16 protein-coding genes are annotated in these 16,666 nt (G+C 44.2%); 6 read left to right on the top strand and 10 right to left on the bottom strand.

Annotated elements, in window-relative coordinates:
* Window positions 1–236: 236 nt before the first annotated feature.
* From H4I94_RS14135 to ppx, 5 genes are read right to left on the bottom strand one after another with little or no spacing between them, the layout of a single operon-like run.
* Window positions 237–806 carry a YggT family protein gene (locus H4I94_RS14135; protein ID WP_131273848.1) on the bottom strand — a complete coding sequence of 190 codons (570 nt, stop codon included), beginning with the start codon at window positions 804–806 and terminating at the stop codon, window positions 237–239.
* A gap of 27 nt (window positions 807–833) precedes the next feature.
* Window positions 834–1,664, bottom strand: a complete 831-nt coding sequence (gene proC / locus H4I94_RS14130) for a pyrroline-5-carboxylate reductase (RefSeq protein ID WP_131273849.1) — start codon at window positions 1,662–1,664, stop codon at window positions 834–836.
* Window positions 1,665–1,692: 28 nt separating this feature from the next.
* Window positions 1,693–3,042 carry a tRNA lysidine(34) synthetase TilS gene (gene tilS, locus H4I94_RS14125; protein WP_261183506.1) on the bottom strand — a complete coding sequence of 450 codons (1,350 nt, stop codon included), beginning with the start codon at window positions 3,040–3,042 and terminating at the stop codon, window positions 1,693–1,695.
* Window positions 2,979–3,803 carry an acetyl-CoA carboxylase carboxyltransferase subunit alpha gene (locus tag H4I94_RS14120; RefSeq protein ID WP_131273851.1) on the bottom strand — a complete coding sequence of 275 codons (825 nt, stop codon included), beginning with the start codon at window positions 3,801–3,803 and terminating at the stop codon, window positions 2,979–2,981. Before H4I94_RS14120 ends, tilS begins: the two co-directional genes overlap by 64 nt.
* A 50-nt stretch (window positions 3,804–3,853) precedes the next feature.
* Entirely contained in the window at window positions 3,854–5,374 is a 1,521-nt protein-coding gene (gene ppx, locus H4I94_RS14115; protein WP_092820881.1) for an exopolyphosphatase, read from the bottom strand.
* A 261-nt stretch (window positions 5,375–5,635) separates the two neighbouring features.
* Between ppx and trxA the strand changes: the two genes are divergently transcribed.
* The 3 genes from trxA to H4I94_RS14100 all read left to right on the top strand — a co-directional run bounded on the left by trxA (window position 5,636) and on the right by H4I94_RS14100 (window position 8,228).
* On the top strand, window positions 5,636–5,962 hold the full coding sequence (trxA, locus tag H4I94_RS14110; RefSeq protein WP_092820879.1) for a thioredoxin: 327 nt from the start codon (window positions 5,636–5,638) through the stop codon (window positions 5,960–5,962).
* 328 nt (window positions 5,963–6,290) lie between these two features.
* Entirely contained in the window at window positions 6,291–7,559 is a 1,269-nt protein-coding gene (rho, locus tag H4I94_RS14105; protein ID WP_005007569.1) for a transcription termination factor Rho, read from the top strand.
* Between the two features lie 420 nt (window positions 7,560–7,979).
* On the top strand, window positions 7,980–8,228 hold the full coding sequence (locus tag H4I94_RS14100; RefSeq protein WP_092820877.1) for a hypothetical protein: 249 nt from the start codon (window positions 7,980–7,982) through the stop codon (window positions 8,226–8,228).
* 177 nt (window positions 8,229–8,405) lie between these two features.
* Here H4I94_RS14100 and H4I94_RS14095 read toward each other — a convergent pair whose 3' ends face one another.
* From H4I94_RS14095 to pheS, 3 genes are all read right to left on the bottom strand, one after another.
* A complete protein-coding gene (locus tag H4I94_RS14095; protein ID WP_086197465.1) occupies window positions 8,406–8,702 on the bottom strand; it encodes an integration host factor subunit alpha in 297 nt (98 codons plus the stop codon).
* Window positions 8,699–11,080 carry a phenylalanine--tRNA ligase subunit beta gene (gene pheT / locus H4I94_RS14090; RefSeq protein WP_261183504.1) on the bottom strand — a complete coding sequence of 794 codons (2,382 nt, stop codon included), beginning with the start codon at window positions 11,078–11,080 and terminating at the stop codon, window positions 8,699–8,701. Before pheT ends, H4I94_RS14095 begins: the two co-directional genes overlap by 4 nt.
* A gap of 135 nt (window positions 11,081–11,215) precedes the next feature.
* Window positions 11,216–12,196, bottom strand: coding sequence for a phenylalanine--tRNA ligase subunit alpha (pheS, locus tag H4I94_RS14085; protein WP_086197467.1), 981 nt, complete (start codon window positions 12,194–12,196; stop codon window positions 11,216–11,218).
* A gap of 157 nt (window positions 12,197–12,353) precedes the next feature.
* Here pheS and H4I94_RS14080 point away from each other — a divergent pair, with 157 nt between their 5' ends.
* Entirely contained in the window at window positions 12,354–13,397 is a 1,044-nt protein-coding gene (locus tag H4I94_RS14080; protein WP_261183503.1) for a hypothetical protein, read from the top strand.
* A 90-nt stretch (window positions 13,398–13,487) separates the two neighbouring features.
* Here the strand turns inward: H4I94_RS14080 and H4I94_RS14075 are convergent, their stop codons facing one another.
* Both H4I94_RS14075 and orn read right to left on the bottom strand, forming a co-directional pair.
* A complete protein-coding gene (locus H4I94_RS14075) occupies window positions 13,488–14,264 on the bottom strand; it encodes a tRNA threonylcarbamoyladenosine dehydratase (protein ID WP_261183502.1) in 777 nt (258 codons plus the stop codon).
* Window positions 14,265–14,411: 147 nt separating this feature from the next.
* On the bottom strand, window positions 14,412–14,966 hold the full coding sequence (gene orn / locus H4I94_RS14070; protein ID WP_092820870.1) for an oligoribonuclease: 555 nt from the start codon (window positions 14,964–14,966) through the stop codon (window positions 14,412–14,414).
* Between the two features lie 125 nt (window positions 14,967–15,091).
* Here orn and rsgA point away from each other — a divergent pair, with 125 nt between their 5' ends.
* The gene (gene rsgA, locus H4I94_RS14065) at window positions 15,092–16,156 is read left to right on the top strand and encodes a small ribosomal subunit biogenesis GTPase RsgA (protein WP_261183501.1); all 1,065 of its coding nucleotides are present in this window, start codon (window positions 15,092–15,094) and stop codon (window positions 16,154–16,156) included.
* A 94-nt stretch (window positions 16,157–16,250) separates the two neighbouring features.
* A complete protein-coding gene (locus H4I94_RS14060) occupies window positions 16,251–16,658 on the top strand; it encodes a rhodanese-like domain-containing protein (protein ID WP_092820866.1) in 408 nt (135 codons plus the stop codon).
* Window positions 16,659–16,666: the final 8 nt, after the last annotated feature.

Genomic DNA, 16,666 nt, shown 5'->3' with positions numbered 1-16,666 from the left:
TCTGTCCAACATGGTGTACTTTAGCAAGTTGTTCAAAATCCTGTCGCACAACAGGTTTAATTAGCTCATGAAATACGGTATTCTGATGTGACAAAACCTGAATCCTGGTCGTTAAAGTGTTTGTTTGCACTCATATTTTAACTGTTAGGACTCAGGTTTTTTTATTTAAAGCAAACTATGGGACAGCAGTGCTCCATCGAGTCCTTTTTTATTCGCCAAATTTTACTGTTTAAACTTTAAAGCCCAGTCAGAAGCACAATCGCCACTTCATTCATAATAATTTCGGCAATATACAGCGCCAGGAATGCAACAATTGGTGACAGGTCAATCATGCCCATATTCGGCAAAATACGGCGGAAAGGTGCCAGTAATGGTTCTGCCAGTTCTTGAATCACTTCAATATAAGGTGAGCGAGATTGAGTAAACATCACCACCCAACTTAAAATGATCGTTGCAAAAATCAGGTAACGGCAGAAACGGATCAGGTCCTGAATCATGGTGACAAAGGTTAATATCACCAGATGTACCGGACTGTTCGGCATGGCCCCTGAAAGATACATCACCCCAAAAATTTTGAGTAAATATAAAAGCACCACCAAGGCCAAGGCTGCCGAATTGACACGACCTTTTGCCAGGGTGGGAAAAATACGCCCAAATACATCGACAATTTTCGTCGCTTTCACAGTAGACATGACGACGGGATTATAAGCGTTCACCGCTGCAAGCTGCATGAGAAAACGGAAGAATACGAGCAAAATCGCTACGTTAATGATAATGCCAAAAATCAGCGCAGAGTTTGCACCCATACTGGAACTTTCCTAAATAAAAACGAGTTATTTGCTACTTTCACTTAGCTCTTGAGCAAGTTCTTGACTGCGCTTTTGCGCTGCAGCCAAAGCGGCCTGAATATTTTGAGAGATTTGCGCACGATCGAATACTTCCAGTGCAGCTTGGGTCGTACCATTTGGAGAAGTCACATTTTTACGAAGTTCTGCCGGTGTATTTGAACTGGTAATCGCCATTTGTGCGGCACCCAAGGCTGTTTGCAGCGTCAATGCAGTCGCCACTTTTTCATCCAGACCCAGGTTTTTCCCTGCACGAATCATGCTTTCCATCATATAGAAGAAATAAGCCGGACCAGAACCTGATACTGCAGTGACAGCATCAATCTGTGCTTCTGAATTGACCCAAATGGTTAAACCGGTTGCAGCCAAAACCTGGCTGGCCAATTCACGGTCCTGTGCATTTACAGCTTCAGTTGCATACAGACCATGGGCCCCTGTTTGTACTAGAGCCGGTGTATTCGGCATGACCCGAACAATACGGTTGGTATCTAGCAGGTTAGCGATAGTCGCGATTTCAGCCCCAGCCACAATCGACATCACCAGTTTGCCTTCCAGCAAGCCCTTGAGCGGTTTTAATACGCTGGCCAGGACTTGCGGCTTCACTGCAAAAAGGACAATATCGGCATCACGAATGGCAGCAATATTGTCATCCGTCACGTGTACATCTTTTTCTGTTAATAAAAGACGGACTTTCTCGACCGGATCAGAAACTGTAATACGAGTTGGCGGCAAGCCACGTGAAATCAGCCCGCCAATCAAGGCCTGGGCCATATTGCCGCCACCAATAAAACTAATATTACAATTTAAAGCTGCACTCATGGATTTATACTCGACTTAGAATTTTTAACTAAGAGATCAAATTTGGTTGCCATCCACCGATTTCACAATACTCAGATTGAGCTAACCAAAACCCTTTTGGTGTAAAAACACCAAGCATAACATTATCTATGCTTAATATTTGAATTCTATAACGCTGCCAGGGAAAAATTTGTGCTTCCTGAATGGCTTTTTTTAACGGCCAAGCCCCCACTCGTCCATACAAATGAATTTTTTCGCCGCCTTGACGCATGACCAGATCCAGTTTTTGACCCAGCAATGCTGTTGACAGGCCTACTTTTGCAGTTTCAGCCAGATAATCACCTGAAAGCGTTTCAACCTTTTGTCCTAACTGCAGCAAGATTGTCTGTTTATTAGCAATCGATTGATTTTTTTCAGCCAAATATTCTGTGGTACTTAAGCGGAAAAGTTTTTGCTGATAACGCACATAATAATATTGATTCCAGTGCAATGCAGCCTGTGCATCAGATTTAGACTCAATGACTTCATGCAACAAGCGTTGCACCATCTCAAAACTTGGGCGATAAGTATCTTGCTCTTTCATCCAGGCAGAGAGCAGTTGCCTTTGTCTCGCACTTGATAATTCAGCTAATTTTTTTAAATCCAGTTCAGTGGCCGATCCGCAATGCTTTAAATCCTGCTGTAAAACGTCCAGCAAAATATCTTCCGCATCCTGCATCAGATAGCTGGTGCGGCTGAGTGCCTGCTGCATTTTCGGATAGCGTTTTTGCAACAGCGGCCACAGTTCATGACGGCACCAGGCCCGATCGTAGTGGGTATCCAAATTGGTGGGATCTTCAATATTTTGCACACCCAGCTGGGTTGCCCATTGGCAAATCTGCTCACGTGAAATATCAAGCAGCGGTCGCCAAATGGTAAATTGCTCTCGTACATCGACCTGTTTCATCGCAGCGAGCCCATGCACGCCGGCACCGGAAAGCAGACGCAACATCAAGGTTTCGGCCTGATCCTGCTGATGATGTGCCAGAACCAAAATTTCATTGGATTTTAGATGTTTTGAATACGCTTGATAACGTGCGTTACGTGCCTGATGTTCCAGGTTGCCGTCTTGCACTTCAACCGCTTCAACAATACACGGTACATTCAGCGCTGCGCATTGATCAGACACAAATCGTCCCCAATCTGCACTGATACTTTGCAACTGGTGATCGACATAGATTGTACGGATTTTTTCAGGAACTAAATCAGACATCAGATGCAAAAGCAGCATGGAATCCATGCCACCGCTACATCCAATCAAGAAAGTGCTTTCAGGAGGAAAGCACTGGATTTGCTTTAAGACGCCAGACCGGAATTGTCGCTGCCAAACTTCATTAAACGCTGGTAACGTGCTTCGCATCTTTCATCCGCATCCATCGATTGCAATTCTTCTAAAGCCTGTTGTAACACATCTTTAAGATCTTGCATCACTTTTTCAGGCTGCAAATGCGCACCTTCACCTTCATCAACTACGTATTCAACAATACCGAGTTGTTTTAATTTCTCTGCAGTTAATGCCAGGGCTTCGCTGGCTTGTTCCGCTTTCTCTGCTGTTTTCCATAAAATGGATGCACAACCTTCAGGAGAAATCACTGAATAAATACTGTGAGACAGCATGATCACACGATCCGCCACACCAATACCAAGTGCACCGCCTGAACCGCCTTCACCTAAAACGGTGGCAACTACCGGAACTTTCAGGCTAGAAAGCTGTGCAAGGCTGGTGGCAATCGCTTCCGCCTGACCACGTTCTTCCGCACCGACCCCTGGATAGGCACCCATGGTATCGATAAAAGTAAATACCGGCAGGTTGAAACGTTCAGCCATGTCGAGTAGACGCTGTGCTTTACGGTAACCTTCGGGATTACTCATGCCGAAGTTGTGTTGCAATTTTTCACGGGTGCTGCGACCACGATGTTGCCCAACAATCATCACTGGCTGACCATTAAAACGTGCCAAGCCACCGATCATCGCACCATCGTCACCAAATACCCGATCTCCATGTAAAGCATCGAATTCAGTGAAAATTTCACCAACATAATCCAGGAATTGCGGACGTTCCGGATGACGTGCAATTTGAACCGTTGTCCATGCTTTAGATTGAGCAGCTTTATTTTTCATAGGTCGACCATTATCCCTAAATTAACAATACCTTGTTAACCAATCACTTGTTAATAGATAAATTGTTCCGACTGAATATTCAATTCAATATCCCAATGCTTAAACTGCACCTGTTCATCATGCAAGTCTGCTACAAGCAAAGGCCATTGTTTGGCATCGCCAGAAACGCTGAGTTGCCATTGTTGCTCATTGATGACACTTAATTCAATGGCAGGAAGCATCTCATCGCTACGACTATGATTCAGTAAAACAGCTAAACGCAGCAATAGACATAAGTACACAAGTTTGCTACCACCGACCTTTGCAACATCTACGCGCGCATCGCCACGAAGTTTACGACGATGATGAGCGACCAAATGTGACAAATGGTTTTGATCAATTTGCGAGAAACCGGGAATATCCGAATGTTGCAATAAATAAGCCCCATGGCGATGGTAACCACTGTGACTGATCGCCAGGCCAATTTCATGCAAACATGCAGCACGACGCAGTAAGTCACTGTCATCACTGGTTAAATTTAGCGATTGTGCAACGCCATTAAACAATTGCTGTGCGGTATTGACTACACGTTCAGCCTGTTTGCTATCGGCGTTATAGCGTCCCATTAAGGCATGTACAGAACGGTCGCGAACGTCTTCATGCTGGAAACGGCCCAGCAAGTCATACATCACGCCTTCACGTAAAGCACCATCTGAATAGACCAGTTTATCCAGACCCAGCACATCAAATACGGCATATAAAATGGCAATCCCTGCTGGCAAAACTGCTCGACGGTCTTCTTTCAGGCCATCAAATTCCATTTCAGCCACGTGCCTATATTTAAGCAACTTGTCTTTAAGTTTTTCCAGGCCTTCACGGGTGAGTTCTTCTTTTTCATTGCTCCAGCCCATATTCACCGTAATCTGACGGCAGGCTTTAATCGTTCCGCTTGAACCCACTACCGTATCCCAACCTGCAGCTTTATAGGTATTGGCAATCCCTGAAATTTCTTTACGTGCAGCGGTCACCGCCTTATCAAAAACTTTCTGGTTAATTTCGCCATCCATAAAATAGGCTTTCGTAAAGGCAACACAGCCCATTTGTACAGATTCGGTATGAATCGGTTCGAATGCTTCACCAATAATCAGCTCGGTCGACCCCCCGCCAATGTCAATCACCAGACGGCGGCCGCTATTGGCCATGGTATGGGAGACCCCCAAATAAATCAGACGGGCTTCTTCACGACCAGCAATAATTTCGATCGGTTTAGGTAAAATGTCAGCAGCTTTCTGAATGAATTCATGACCATTTTTAGCCTGACGTAAAGCATTGGTTGCCACAATACGCAAACGGTTTGGCTGCACTGAACTTAAACGTCCGACAAAACGTGCCAGACAGGCCAACCCACGTTGCTGAGCCGCTTCGGTCAAATTTTTATTTTCATCTAAGCCAGCTGCCAATTGTACTTTTTCTGACATCGAAGCCACTTTTTTTACTTCGCCATGATCTACACGTGCAATTGCCAGGTGAAAGCTGTTCGACCCCATATCGATGGCAGCAAGTAACTCTTCATCAATCAAAAAATCAGACATTATTCAAACAAACCTATAAGAATTGTGCTTAGAGTAATTCACATGCATGCAATTTAAAAGCCATTTATCAGTTCAACTGAACCAGTTTTTAATTTTTTTAATACCGTAAACCATTGTAGGACACGATAATCAATATCGTGAGCATCAATTAGACAAACTCAATATAATGATTGAAAATTTACATATCCCCCTACATAGTTAAACGAGGCTATGTAATACTTATAGTTATAGAACTAACTTAAAATTTATTTGGAGCATTCCATGTCTGGCAATATCGTAAATACAACTGATGCGAACTTCGAAGCTGACGTTTTACAATCTGACATTCCTGTACTGGTCGATTTCTGGGCAGGCTGGTGTGCACCTTGTAAAGCCATTGCACCTGTACTTGAAGTATTGTCTACAGAATTTGAAGGCAAAGTAAAAGTTGTTAAAGTTGACGTAACTGCTTGTGAAGCGACTGCCGTAAACTACAATATCCGAAACATTCCTGCACTATTGATGTTTAAAAATGGTGAAGTTGTCGCTCAACAAGTCGGTGCTGCGCCAAAATCTAAATTGACTGCTTTTATTGAAGAAAATATCTAATTTAAAACAGCTTGATTGAATCCAATACGCTATCGCCCGATAGCGTATTTTTTTCGTCTATAAATTGACAAAAATACGATTAGCTCTTATATTGCTTGTTCAAGGAATACAGGATTTCTGATCCGTCATTTTCTTACAAGACACAACACATAAGATCGCCGCTCGGCAACAGAAATTGTTTTTACACTTTTCTCTTCGAAACAATGAATCAGACCTCTGAATTGTTATTGTGCAAATACAATTGCGTTACGTTTATTGCGTGTAAGCGGCTGAATGTTGCTCCCTTTTCTCATCTCTATCCCAGAATTTTAATTCTATCTGACCCCCTATGAATTTAACTGAACTCAAGAAAAAACCGATTGGCGAACTCATCAAGATTGCCGAGTTTATGGGCCTGGAAGGAATGGCCCGTAACCGTAAGCAAGACATCATTTTTGCCATCTTAAAACGCCACGCAATGAATGGCGAAGAGATTTTTGGTGATGGTGTTCTGGAAATTCTGTCTGATGGTTTTGGTTTCCTCCGCTCAGCAGCGGGCTCTTATCTTGCAGGCCCGGATGACATTTATGTCAGCCCATCGCAAATTCGCCGCTTCAACTTACGCACCGGTGATACCATTACTGGCACAATTCGCCCACCTAAAGAAGGCGAACGCTATTTTGCTCTTTTAAAAGTTAATCAAATCAACTACGACACACCTGAAAACTCGCGTAACAAGATCCTGTTCGAGAACTTGACCCCATTGTTCCCGACTGAACAATTGGTCATGGAACTGGGTAACGGTACCACTGAAGACTTAACTGCACGTGTCGTTGACTTGGTTGCGCCAATTGGTAAAGGTCAGCGTTCGATTATTGTTGCACCGCCAAAAGCGGGTAAAACCATGTTGCTACAGAACATCGCGCAATCGATTGTTCGTAACAACCCTGAATGTTTCCTTATCGTCCTTCTAATCGACGAACGTCCTGAAGAAGTGACTGAAATGGAACGTACGGTTCGTGGTGAAGTAATTGCCTCAACCTTTGATGAATCTCCAGCCCGTCACGTACAAGTGGCTGAAATGGTGATTGAAAAAGCCAAACGACTGGTAGAACACAAGAAAGATGTGGTGATCCTGCTGGATTCGATTACCCGTCTGGCGCGTGCTTATAACACTGTAATTCCTTCATCTGGCAAAGTGTTGACCGGTGGTGTGGATGCGCATGCGCTTGAACGTCCAAAACGCTTCTTCGGTGCTGCACGTAACATTGAAGAAGGTGGCTCTTTGACGATCATCTCTACTGCCCTGATTGAAACAGGCAGCAAGATGGATGAAGTGATCTACGAAGAATTCAAAGGTACCGGTAACCAGGAAATTACGCTTGATCGCCGCATTGCCGAAAAACGCGTGTTCCCTGCAATGAACATCAAAAAATCCGGTACTCGCCGTGAAGAACGCTTGATGAGCGAAGATAACCTTCGTAAGGTCTGGATTCTGCGTAAATTGCTGCATACTCAAGATGAATTGGCAGCCATGGAATTCTTGCTGGATCGTATGAAAGAAACCAAAACCAATGATGATTTCTTCGATCAAATGAAGCGTAAAGCGACCAACTAAACGGGTCATTATTGTTTTTCCATAAAAAGGCTATCTCTCGGGATAGCCTTTTTATTTGGTTGACTTTATTTACATAAAGCTACAATCCACCCTTTTCTTTGTAAAGTTAATAGACAAGTTAATTATTCTTAAAAATATTAGATCTATAAAACCATAATTTTTAGCAAGTTATTTAGTATTTATCCAATATAAATCTTCCAATTGATTGTTATTTTCTGTTAAAAAAATGCTCATTTTTTATCTTTTTTTGCATTTTTTAATAAGCACCTAGTAGTAATTCAAAATGCGCAGTGATAGCATATTCGCAGACCAGTTAGACTGCCTCTGCATTGTTACTGCCTAACAAATTTTAGGAAGAATAAAAGCACTCAACAGGCTAACATAGGTTTTTTTTAATCTCATATTTTAGAGAGTGATGCCATGTTATTCAAAAAAATCGCTATTGCTGCTGCAGTTGCTACTACTTTAGCTTTCGTTGGTTGTGCTAAAAAAACTGAAGAAGCTCCTGCTGCTGATGCTGCTGCATCTGAAGCTGTTGTAGCTGCATCTGAAGCTACTGCTGCTGCTTCTGCTGCTACTGTTGAAGCTGCTTCTGCTACTGAAGCTGCTGCTTCTGCTGTTGACGCTGCTCCAGCTGCTTCTGAAGCTGCTGCTTCTGCTGCTAAATAATCTTTACGATTATTCAGTAAAAAAGAGAGCCAATGGCTCTCTTTTTTTATGACTAAAATAAAGGTCAATCAAATCATATTGAATAAAAATATCCAATTTTCAAACAATACGCTTCCTTGCCTATCCTAGATAGAAAACCAGAATCCTTTAAAAAAACTTAAAACAAAAAAAAGCAGATCAATCGATCTGCTCATTTCCTACGCGCTGACGGAATTTCTGTCCTGCGCGGAATGTGACTACACGGCGTGCTGAAATTGGAATTTCCTCGCCGGTTTTCGGGTTACGGCCTGGACGTTCACGCTTGTCACGCAACTCAAAGTTACCGAAACCCGAAAGTTTAACCTGTTCACCCGAGATTAGCGCCTGGCTAATCTCATCGAAGAACAATTCGACCATTTGTTTAGCTTCACGACGGTTTAAACTCGTGAGCTCACTTAAATGATCAGCCATTTCTGCTTTTGTTAGTGCTGTCATGAAGCCCTCAATGTCGCTTGGTAAGTGTTTTCCAACACTTGAAGGATATTATCCATACCTGATTTAATTTCAGCATCTTCCAATGTACGGCTTGGATGCTGCCACAGAAGGGCAAATGCCAGTGAGCGTTTCCCTTCTTCTACTCCTTGTCCAGTATACACATCGAATAACCATGTCGAGTCTAGCAGCTCCCCACCTGTTTTTTCGATAAGTCCCTGAATTTCGCTAACATTAATCTTATCATTAATTAAAAGCGCAATATCACGTCTTACCGATGGAAAACGTGATAATTCTGTAAAATTAGATACATAAGTTTGCAAAACAGCCTTTTGATCAAGTTCGGCAACCCAAGTCATGCCCAAGTCGAGTTCATCTTCCAAAGAAGGATGTAAACGACCGAGATAACCCACAGACTGACTATCTACTAAAATTTCAGCCGACTGTCCAGGATGTAACCAACTACGCTCTGAACGAACATATTCAACTTTAACCCGTCCTGCTGCCAAAATTTCCTCAACTTCACCTTTTAAGTCAAAGAAATCCATTGGCTGAGCTTTGCCATGCCAAGATTCAGCTGTTTTGGCACCCACTGCAATTAAAGCCAAAGTCGGGATCTGTTTAAGATCATGAATGCTTTGCGCATTTTGATAGTCAAAACGTAGTCCTAACTCAAAGAAACGCACACGGTTTTGCTGACGATTGATATTGTATTGCACGCATGGAATCAGGCTGGATAACAGTGTAGAACGCATTGCTGCCAATTCACTGGAGATTGGGTTCGCCAACATCAACGGATTTACCGTAGGATTCAGCTGTTTTTCAAGTTTGGCATCGGCAAAGCTGAAACTGATCGCTTCCTGATATCCTAAAGTCACCAGGGTTTGACGAAGTTGAGCCACTTCAAACTGATCTTGATGTTTGGCAAGTTTCACGTCAATCACAGGCAGGCTGATTTTAATATTGTCATAACCGTGAATACGGGCAACTTCTTCAATCAGGTCTTGATAGATTGCCATATCATAGCGATGTGATGGAGGAACGACGCTCCATTGACCTTCAGCTTTAACTGTCACATCACAGCCCAAACGCGTCAAGGCATCGGCAATAAAGTCAGATTCAACCTTATAACCCAATAACTGATCCACCTGAGCTTGATTCAGTTCAATCGCTTCACGTTTTGGTAAAAGCTCGGTTTTTTCTGCCACGGTAATTGGACCAAACTCACCACCCGCCAGTTCAGCAATCAACTGTGATGCGCGGTGCATGGCAATAAGCGGCAATTCAAAATCTACACCACGTTCATAGCGCTGAGATGCATCAGTATGTAAACCAAAGCTACGCGCACGGCCCGCAATATGTAAAGGCGCGAAGAAAGCAGATTCTAGGAAGATTTCCGTAGTTTCATCAGTCACAGATGAAGACAGGCCGCCCATGATGCCCGCAATCGCCAATGCCTTTTCATCATCAGCAATCACCATCACGTCATCAGATAGCTCAACTTCCTGTTCATTGAGTAGAACCAGTTTTTCGGCAGCAGTGGCTTGACGTACATGGACTGAACCTTGAACTTTTCCGCCATCAAAAGCATGCAGTGGTTGACCCAGTTCAATCAGTACATAGTTGGTAATATCCACCAAAATGCTGTGCTGACGGATACCTGAACGGGCAAGCGCACGCTCCATCCATTCTGGTGTAGGGGCTTTGGTATTGACGTTTTTGATGACACGACCTAAATAGCGTGGGCAGCCTTGAGTTTCCACAACGACTTTTTTCTCGTCAGTAATGCTTGCAGCCACTTCTGTGATTTCAGGTGCAGTCACAGGCAATTGGTTAATTACCCCAATCTCGCGCGCGATACCGCGAATACTGAAACAGTCACCACGGTTTGGCGTAATACTGATGTCAATCACGTGATCGTCCAGATCCAGATATTCACGGATGTTGACACCAACAGGTGCGTCGCCTGGAAGCTCTAACAGACCATCAATTTTATCTTCAAGGTCAATTTCAGAAGCACCACACAGCATGCCTTGTGATTCGATACCACGCAGTTTGCCTTTCTTGATTTTAAAATCGCCCGGCAATACTGCACCAATGGTCGCTACAGGGGCTTTCATGCCTGCACGTACGTTAGGTGCACCGCAGACAATCTGTAAAGGCTCACCCGAACCGATATTTACGGTAGTAACTCGCAAGCGGTCTGCATCTGGATGCTGTTCTACAGTGAGTACTTCACCGACAACCACACCGGTAAATGGTTTTGCAGCTGGCGCCAGCTCATCAACTTCCAAGCCCAGCATGGTGAGTTGATCGGATAAAGTTTCGCTATCAACCGCCGGGTTTACCCAGGTGCGCAACCAATTTTCGCTAATTTTCATTTATAAAAACCTGTAATTTCAATCTCTAGAATCCCCCTCTGACTCTCCCTTTTTCAAAGGGGGAGAACCCCTATCTTTTCGCGGAGTCCCTCTCCTTTGAAAAAGGAGAGGTTAGGAGAGGATTAAATAAAAGCCTTAAGCAAATTGGCGTAAGAAACGCACATCATTCTGGTAGAACATACGCAAATCATTAATGCCATAACGCAGCATGGCAAAACGCTCTACACCTAAACCGAATGCAAAACCTTTATATTTTTCAGGATCGATGCCTGCTGCTTGAAGGACATTCGGATGCACCATACCGCAGCCCAAAACCTCTAGCCAGCGACCGCGTTCATCCATAATATCCACTTCGGCACTTGGTTCAGTGAACGGGAAGTAAGATGGACGGAAACGTACGGTTAAATCTTTTTCAAAGAATTCGTTCAGCAAGTTCACCAGCAAACCTTTCAGTTCAGCAAAGCTGGTATTTTCAGCCACGTATAAACCTTCAATTTGATGGAACATTGGCGAATGGGTCTGGTCCGAGTCACAGCGGTATACACGCCCCGGGCAGACAATACGGATTGGCGGCTGATTCTTTTCCATGGTACGTACTTGCACACCTGAAGTGTGGGTACGAAGCAAGTGGTTGGCATCAAAATAGAAGGTGTCATGCATGGCACGTGCCGGGTGATGCCCCGGAATATTCAACGCTTCAAAGTTGTGATAATCATCTTCAACTTCAGGGCCTGTCGCAACCGTGAAACCAGCTTTGGTAAAGAATTGGCAAATGCGTTCCTGCACTTGAGTCACAGGGTGAATACTGCCCACACTTTGACCGCGACCCGGCAAGGTAATATCGATCGTTTCGCTGGCGAGTTTTTGTTCTAGTGCAGCTTTTTGTAATTCCGCCTGGCGTGTTGTAAGTGCGCCAGTGATGGCTTCACGGACCGCATGAATTTTCGCCCCAAAAACTTTACGTTCTTCAGGATCCATTTTACCCAGTGCCTTGGATTGTTCCGCGAGCTGGCTTTTCTTCCCTGTAAATTGCACTCGTACTTGATCGAGTGTAGCAAGGTCCTCTGCTGCTGCAATCGCAGCGAGCGCTTCAGTGGTCAGGGCTTCCAGTGACATAGTAACTCTCAAAGCAACAATTTAAAAATATAATAAAACCCCATATTCTAACAGTTTTTGAGCGCGTTGATGAAGTTCCCTGTAGAGGAAAAATTAGATTGGCAACCATATTTAGAAAAAGTATAAGATAAAGCCAATATTTATGAGATCAATAACAATGGCACTCGATCAGATTTGGAAACAGCAGCTTACTTTGGTGACCTATGGCAATGAATACCTCAGCCAGAATCTGAGCTTTAATCATTGGGTGCAACATGCCATTTTTAACCAGCACAATTTGCGTTTCCGGGATCTGCTGTCACAACATTTACTGGCCCAACATTTTCAAATCTGGCTGGAAGGTCTAAAAAGACAGGGAACGCTGCGCATCAGCCTGCACAGTTCCAGTCTGCTCAATGATGAACAGAACCCCAATGCCAATGTTGAACTGCTTGCCATTCCGCATTTTATTGTCAGCCATGAGCACAATAAGAAAACCGCCTGGATTTTCGGCAAGGAATTGGCGGAATGGTATAACGCAGATCATGACTATGCAGCGCCTAAGCCACAACAGGAACAGTGCCGTCAGGAAACTTTCTGGCGTTTCGAGCTGAATTCAAAACTGGCAAAACGCATCGATGCCGATTTGCAACAGCCGAATTGGGATGACATTCAAGTTTATACCAATAACGAATTATTTGACAGCAAATTTGCACAGGGCTTTACCGAGCCTGCGAATCGTGATTTTCCGTATTATGGAATGCCGCAAACGGCAACGGAAAATGCCGATGGCTCCCCATTGCCGGAAAGTAAATATCTGCCTTTATTGCCAAGCGATTATCAGGCAGATTATGCGCATACCACACTGCATCGCCTAGAAGCCTTGTCGGCTCTTATTCAGCAAAAACAGCAACATCCCTATCATGCAGATGGCAGTGAACTGACACCTGAAGAACAGCTGAATCTACGTCATTTCTCGCAAAAGCTGGATGATTTAACTGCAAAATTTATAGCCAAAGTTGCCAATCATTATCAGTCCGCACGATTGACCAAAGTTGAAGTGGCCAATCCACTAGATGGCGCGCCAAGCACTCCGCCTACCCCCCCACAGGTGAAAAGCCATCCTGCGCATGCCTCGCATAAAGTCGGTACATCGGGCGTGATTAAACTGATTTTGCTGACCATTGTCATTTGTGTACTGGCTTATTATTTTGGACTTTAATTTTTATAAGGTTTCAAAATCTGGATGAACCCGATCACATCACATCGGATTCATCCTTTTTATAAACTTCTAATTTTTATCGTGATGAGGTCATTGCAATTTTTTAGGCTTTTTCAAGGCCAGTTTCTTTAACACTTCTGATACCGCTACCATGGCAAAACTTGAAGTGACCACCACTGCCGAGCCATAACCGCCACAGCGCAGGCCTGCACTGGCACAGACTTCTGCGCCCGAGAACGGATTATCAATAGAATACACACAGCTAATGCCAAATTTTTCTTTGGGCTTTTTACAGATGCCTTTGGCACGTAGCTGGCTGCGCAGTTTCGCCAGCATTGGGTCCTGTTCGGTTTTAGACAAATCAGCAACCCGAATTTTTAACGGATCCAGCTTGCCCCCTGCTCCACCCGATACAATCAGCGGAATTTTATTAAAACGGCAATGCAGCATTAACGCCAGTTTGGCTTTGACATCATCAATACAGTCCAGAACCACATCAGGGGTATTTTCTAACAACTCTTTGACATTGTCCGGGGTTAGATAATCATCCACCAGATTGATCTTGATCCGTGGATTAATCGAATAACAACGCTCGGCCATCACTTCTATTTTTTCCCGCCCCAAGGTCGAACTCATGGCCGGCAATTGACGGTTAATATTCGATGCAGCAACCACATCCATATCAATCAGGGTCAGTTCACCAATACCGGTACGTGCCAGGGCTTCAACCGCCCAGGAACCAACGCCGCCAATCCCGATCACCATCACATGGCTGTGTTCGTACTGACGAAACGCCTCATCTCCATAAATTTTTTCTACCCCGGCAAAGCGGCGCTCATATTCATCATCTTCAGGAAGATCATTCATTCGTCATCTAACAGCTAAAAAACACCGACGCATTTTATCAAATTCCGACTCAATTCGATAATCTATATCTTTCGCATCATTTAATAACTGTAGCAGACATAAAAAAAGAGGCTTTCGCCCCTTTTCTATTCATCTATTAATGCCGCTTCATTTATTCATAATAAAGAAGTATTCACGATAGTATTTCAGTTCGGCAATTGAATCTCGGATGTCATCCATCGCCAGGTGTGAAGCATTCTTTTTCAAGCCGCTCATGATTTCCGGGCGCCAGCGTTTTGCCAGCTCTTTCACTGAAGACACATCCAGATTACGGTAATGGAAGAACTGTTCCAGTTCCGGCATTAAACGGTGCAAGAAACGGCGGTCCTGACAAATGGAGTTACCGCACATCGGTGATGATTTTGGATTAACCCATTTTTTCAGGAATTCCAGGGTTTGCTGTTCGGCATCTTGTGCGGTCAATTTACTGCGGCGTACCCGTTCGATCAGACCCGATTGACCATGTTGACGCGTATTCCATTCATCCATCGCATTTAACACGCGATCCGACTGATGCACAGCCAGCACTGGACCTTCCGCCAGAATATTCAGGTTATCGTCAGTCACAATTGTTGCAACTTCAATAATTTGATCGTTATCCGTATCCAGACCTGTCATTTCCAGGTCAATCCAAATCAGGCGGGTATCAGGGGTGCTGCTCATAAATGTGCAATCTTATTGGGCTTAAAAACCGCTATAGTAGCAAATTTATTGCAACTTGGCTGTAACTCCTACCCCGCTTCATGCTATTTTTGCCATTCTTAGTCCATGCTTTTTTTAGGATATGAATGGCTTTAATTCGTAAACGTCGTTTAACTGAACAGCAGCAACGTCGCATTCAGAAACAACATCAAACACGTCAAGAAGAACTCGACACTTCAAATGATTTAGAAGGCCTGGTGGTGCAACATTATGGCCGTCAGCTTGAAGTGCAAGCCCTCTCAGCGCCCGAAAAGCACCCGAGTAAACCTATCGTTGCAGCAGGTGAACCAGAGCCTTTCTGGAAGCCGATTGAAGTCGGCAGCGTATGGCGCTGTCATACCCGGACCAATCTGGAAGCGCTGGTCACAGGTGACCGCGTGAAATGGCAGGCCGATCCGAATACCGGACTCGGTATTATTACCGCCATTCATCCACGTAAATCGCTATTGACCCGTCCCGACCGTTATCACAAGGTTAAACCTGTCGCGGCCAATGTCAGCCTGATTGTGATTGTATTTGCCTCCTTTCCGGAAGTTGCACCCAGTCTGATTGACCGTTATCTGGTGGCCTGTGCCGATGCCGAAATTCCAGCTTTACTGGTATTGAATAAAGCTGATTTAATTCAGGAAAATGACCCGATTCTAGACCTGGTCAGAGAATACCAAGATCTGGGATATGAGGTGATGCAATGCCAGTCTACCGGTGAGGTATCGGTTTCCGCTCTGGCAAAACGCCTGGCGGGTGAAACGGTCGCCTTTGTTGGCCAGTCCGGTGTCGGCAAAAGCTCGCTGATTAATGCCATTGTTCCAGAGGCAGCGCAAAAAACCAATATCATTTCGGAAAACTCGGCGCTGGGTCAGCACACCACCACCTCTACCCGTTTAATTGCCTTTGGTGAAGGCGCTGCCCTGATTGACTCTCCGGGAATCCGTGAATTTGGTTTATGGCATCTGGATCTGGCCAAAGTGCAGCATGGTTTTCCTGACATTGAAAATCTGCTCGGACATTGTCAGTTCAGGAATTGTACCCATAAGCATGAAAAGCAATGTGCTTTGCGTCAGGCCGTGGAATCTGGTGAAATCTTGCAGCGCCGTTTAGACAGTTATTTGCGTTTAATCGATGAAATTACTGAAGCGCAACAAAAAAATTAATTTTTCTTAACCCTTAGCCCTTGAAGCAGTGATTTTGATCGCCATATTTATAGGCTATACTCTACGCAATTTTGAAATTGTAATTAGGTGACTTGTGGAACGTTGGTTCGAATTTATGGGGAATCACCCCTTCTTGTTTGGAACGCTCGGGGTGTTGGTTGTTTTGTTCTTTATTTTAGAAGGGCAACGCAATGGCCGTAAAATTTCACCACAATCTTTAGGTATTTTAGTGAAAGCTAAAAATGCCATGCTGATTGATTTACGTGATGCCAAAGATTTCCGTGAAGGTCATATCAGCGGTAGCCGTAATATTCCCTATAGCCAGATTAGCAGTCATATTGAAGAGTTAAAATCTGCAGACCGTCCACTTGTGTTTATTTGCAATTTGGGTCAAATCGCAGGTTCAGCATTACAACAAGTGGGACATGCCGACAGTTACCGTCTAGACGGTGGAATCAACAACTGGAAAGTGCAAGGCTTACCCCTGATTAAAAGCAAATAATACGCTTG

The sequence above is a fragment of the Acinetobacter sp. T_3_1 genome (genome assembly GCF_025377055.1).
GTDB lineage: Bacteria > Pseudomonadota > Gammaproteobacteria > Pseudomonadales > Moraxellaceae > Acinetobacter > Acinetobacter kookii.
This window is presented reverse-complemented; position numbering and strand designations above follow the sequence as displayed.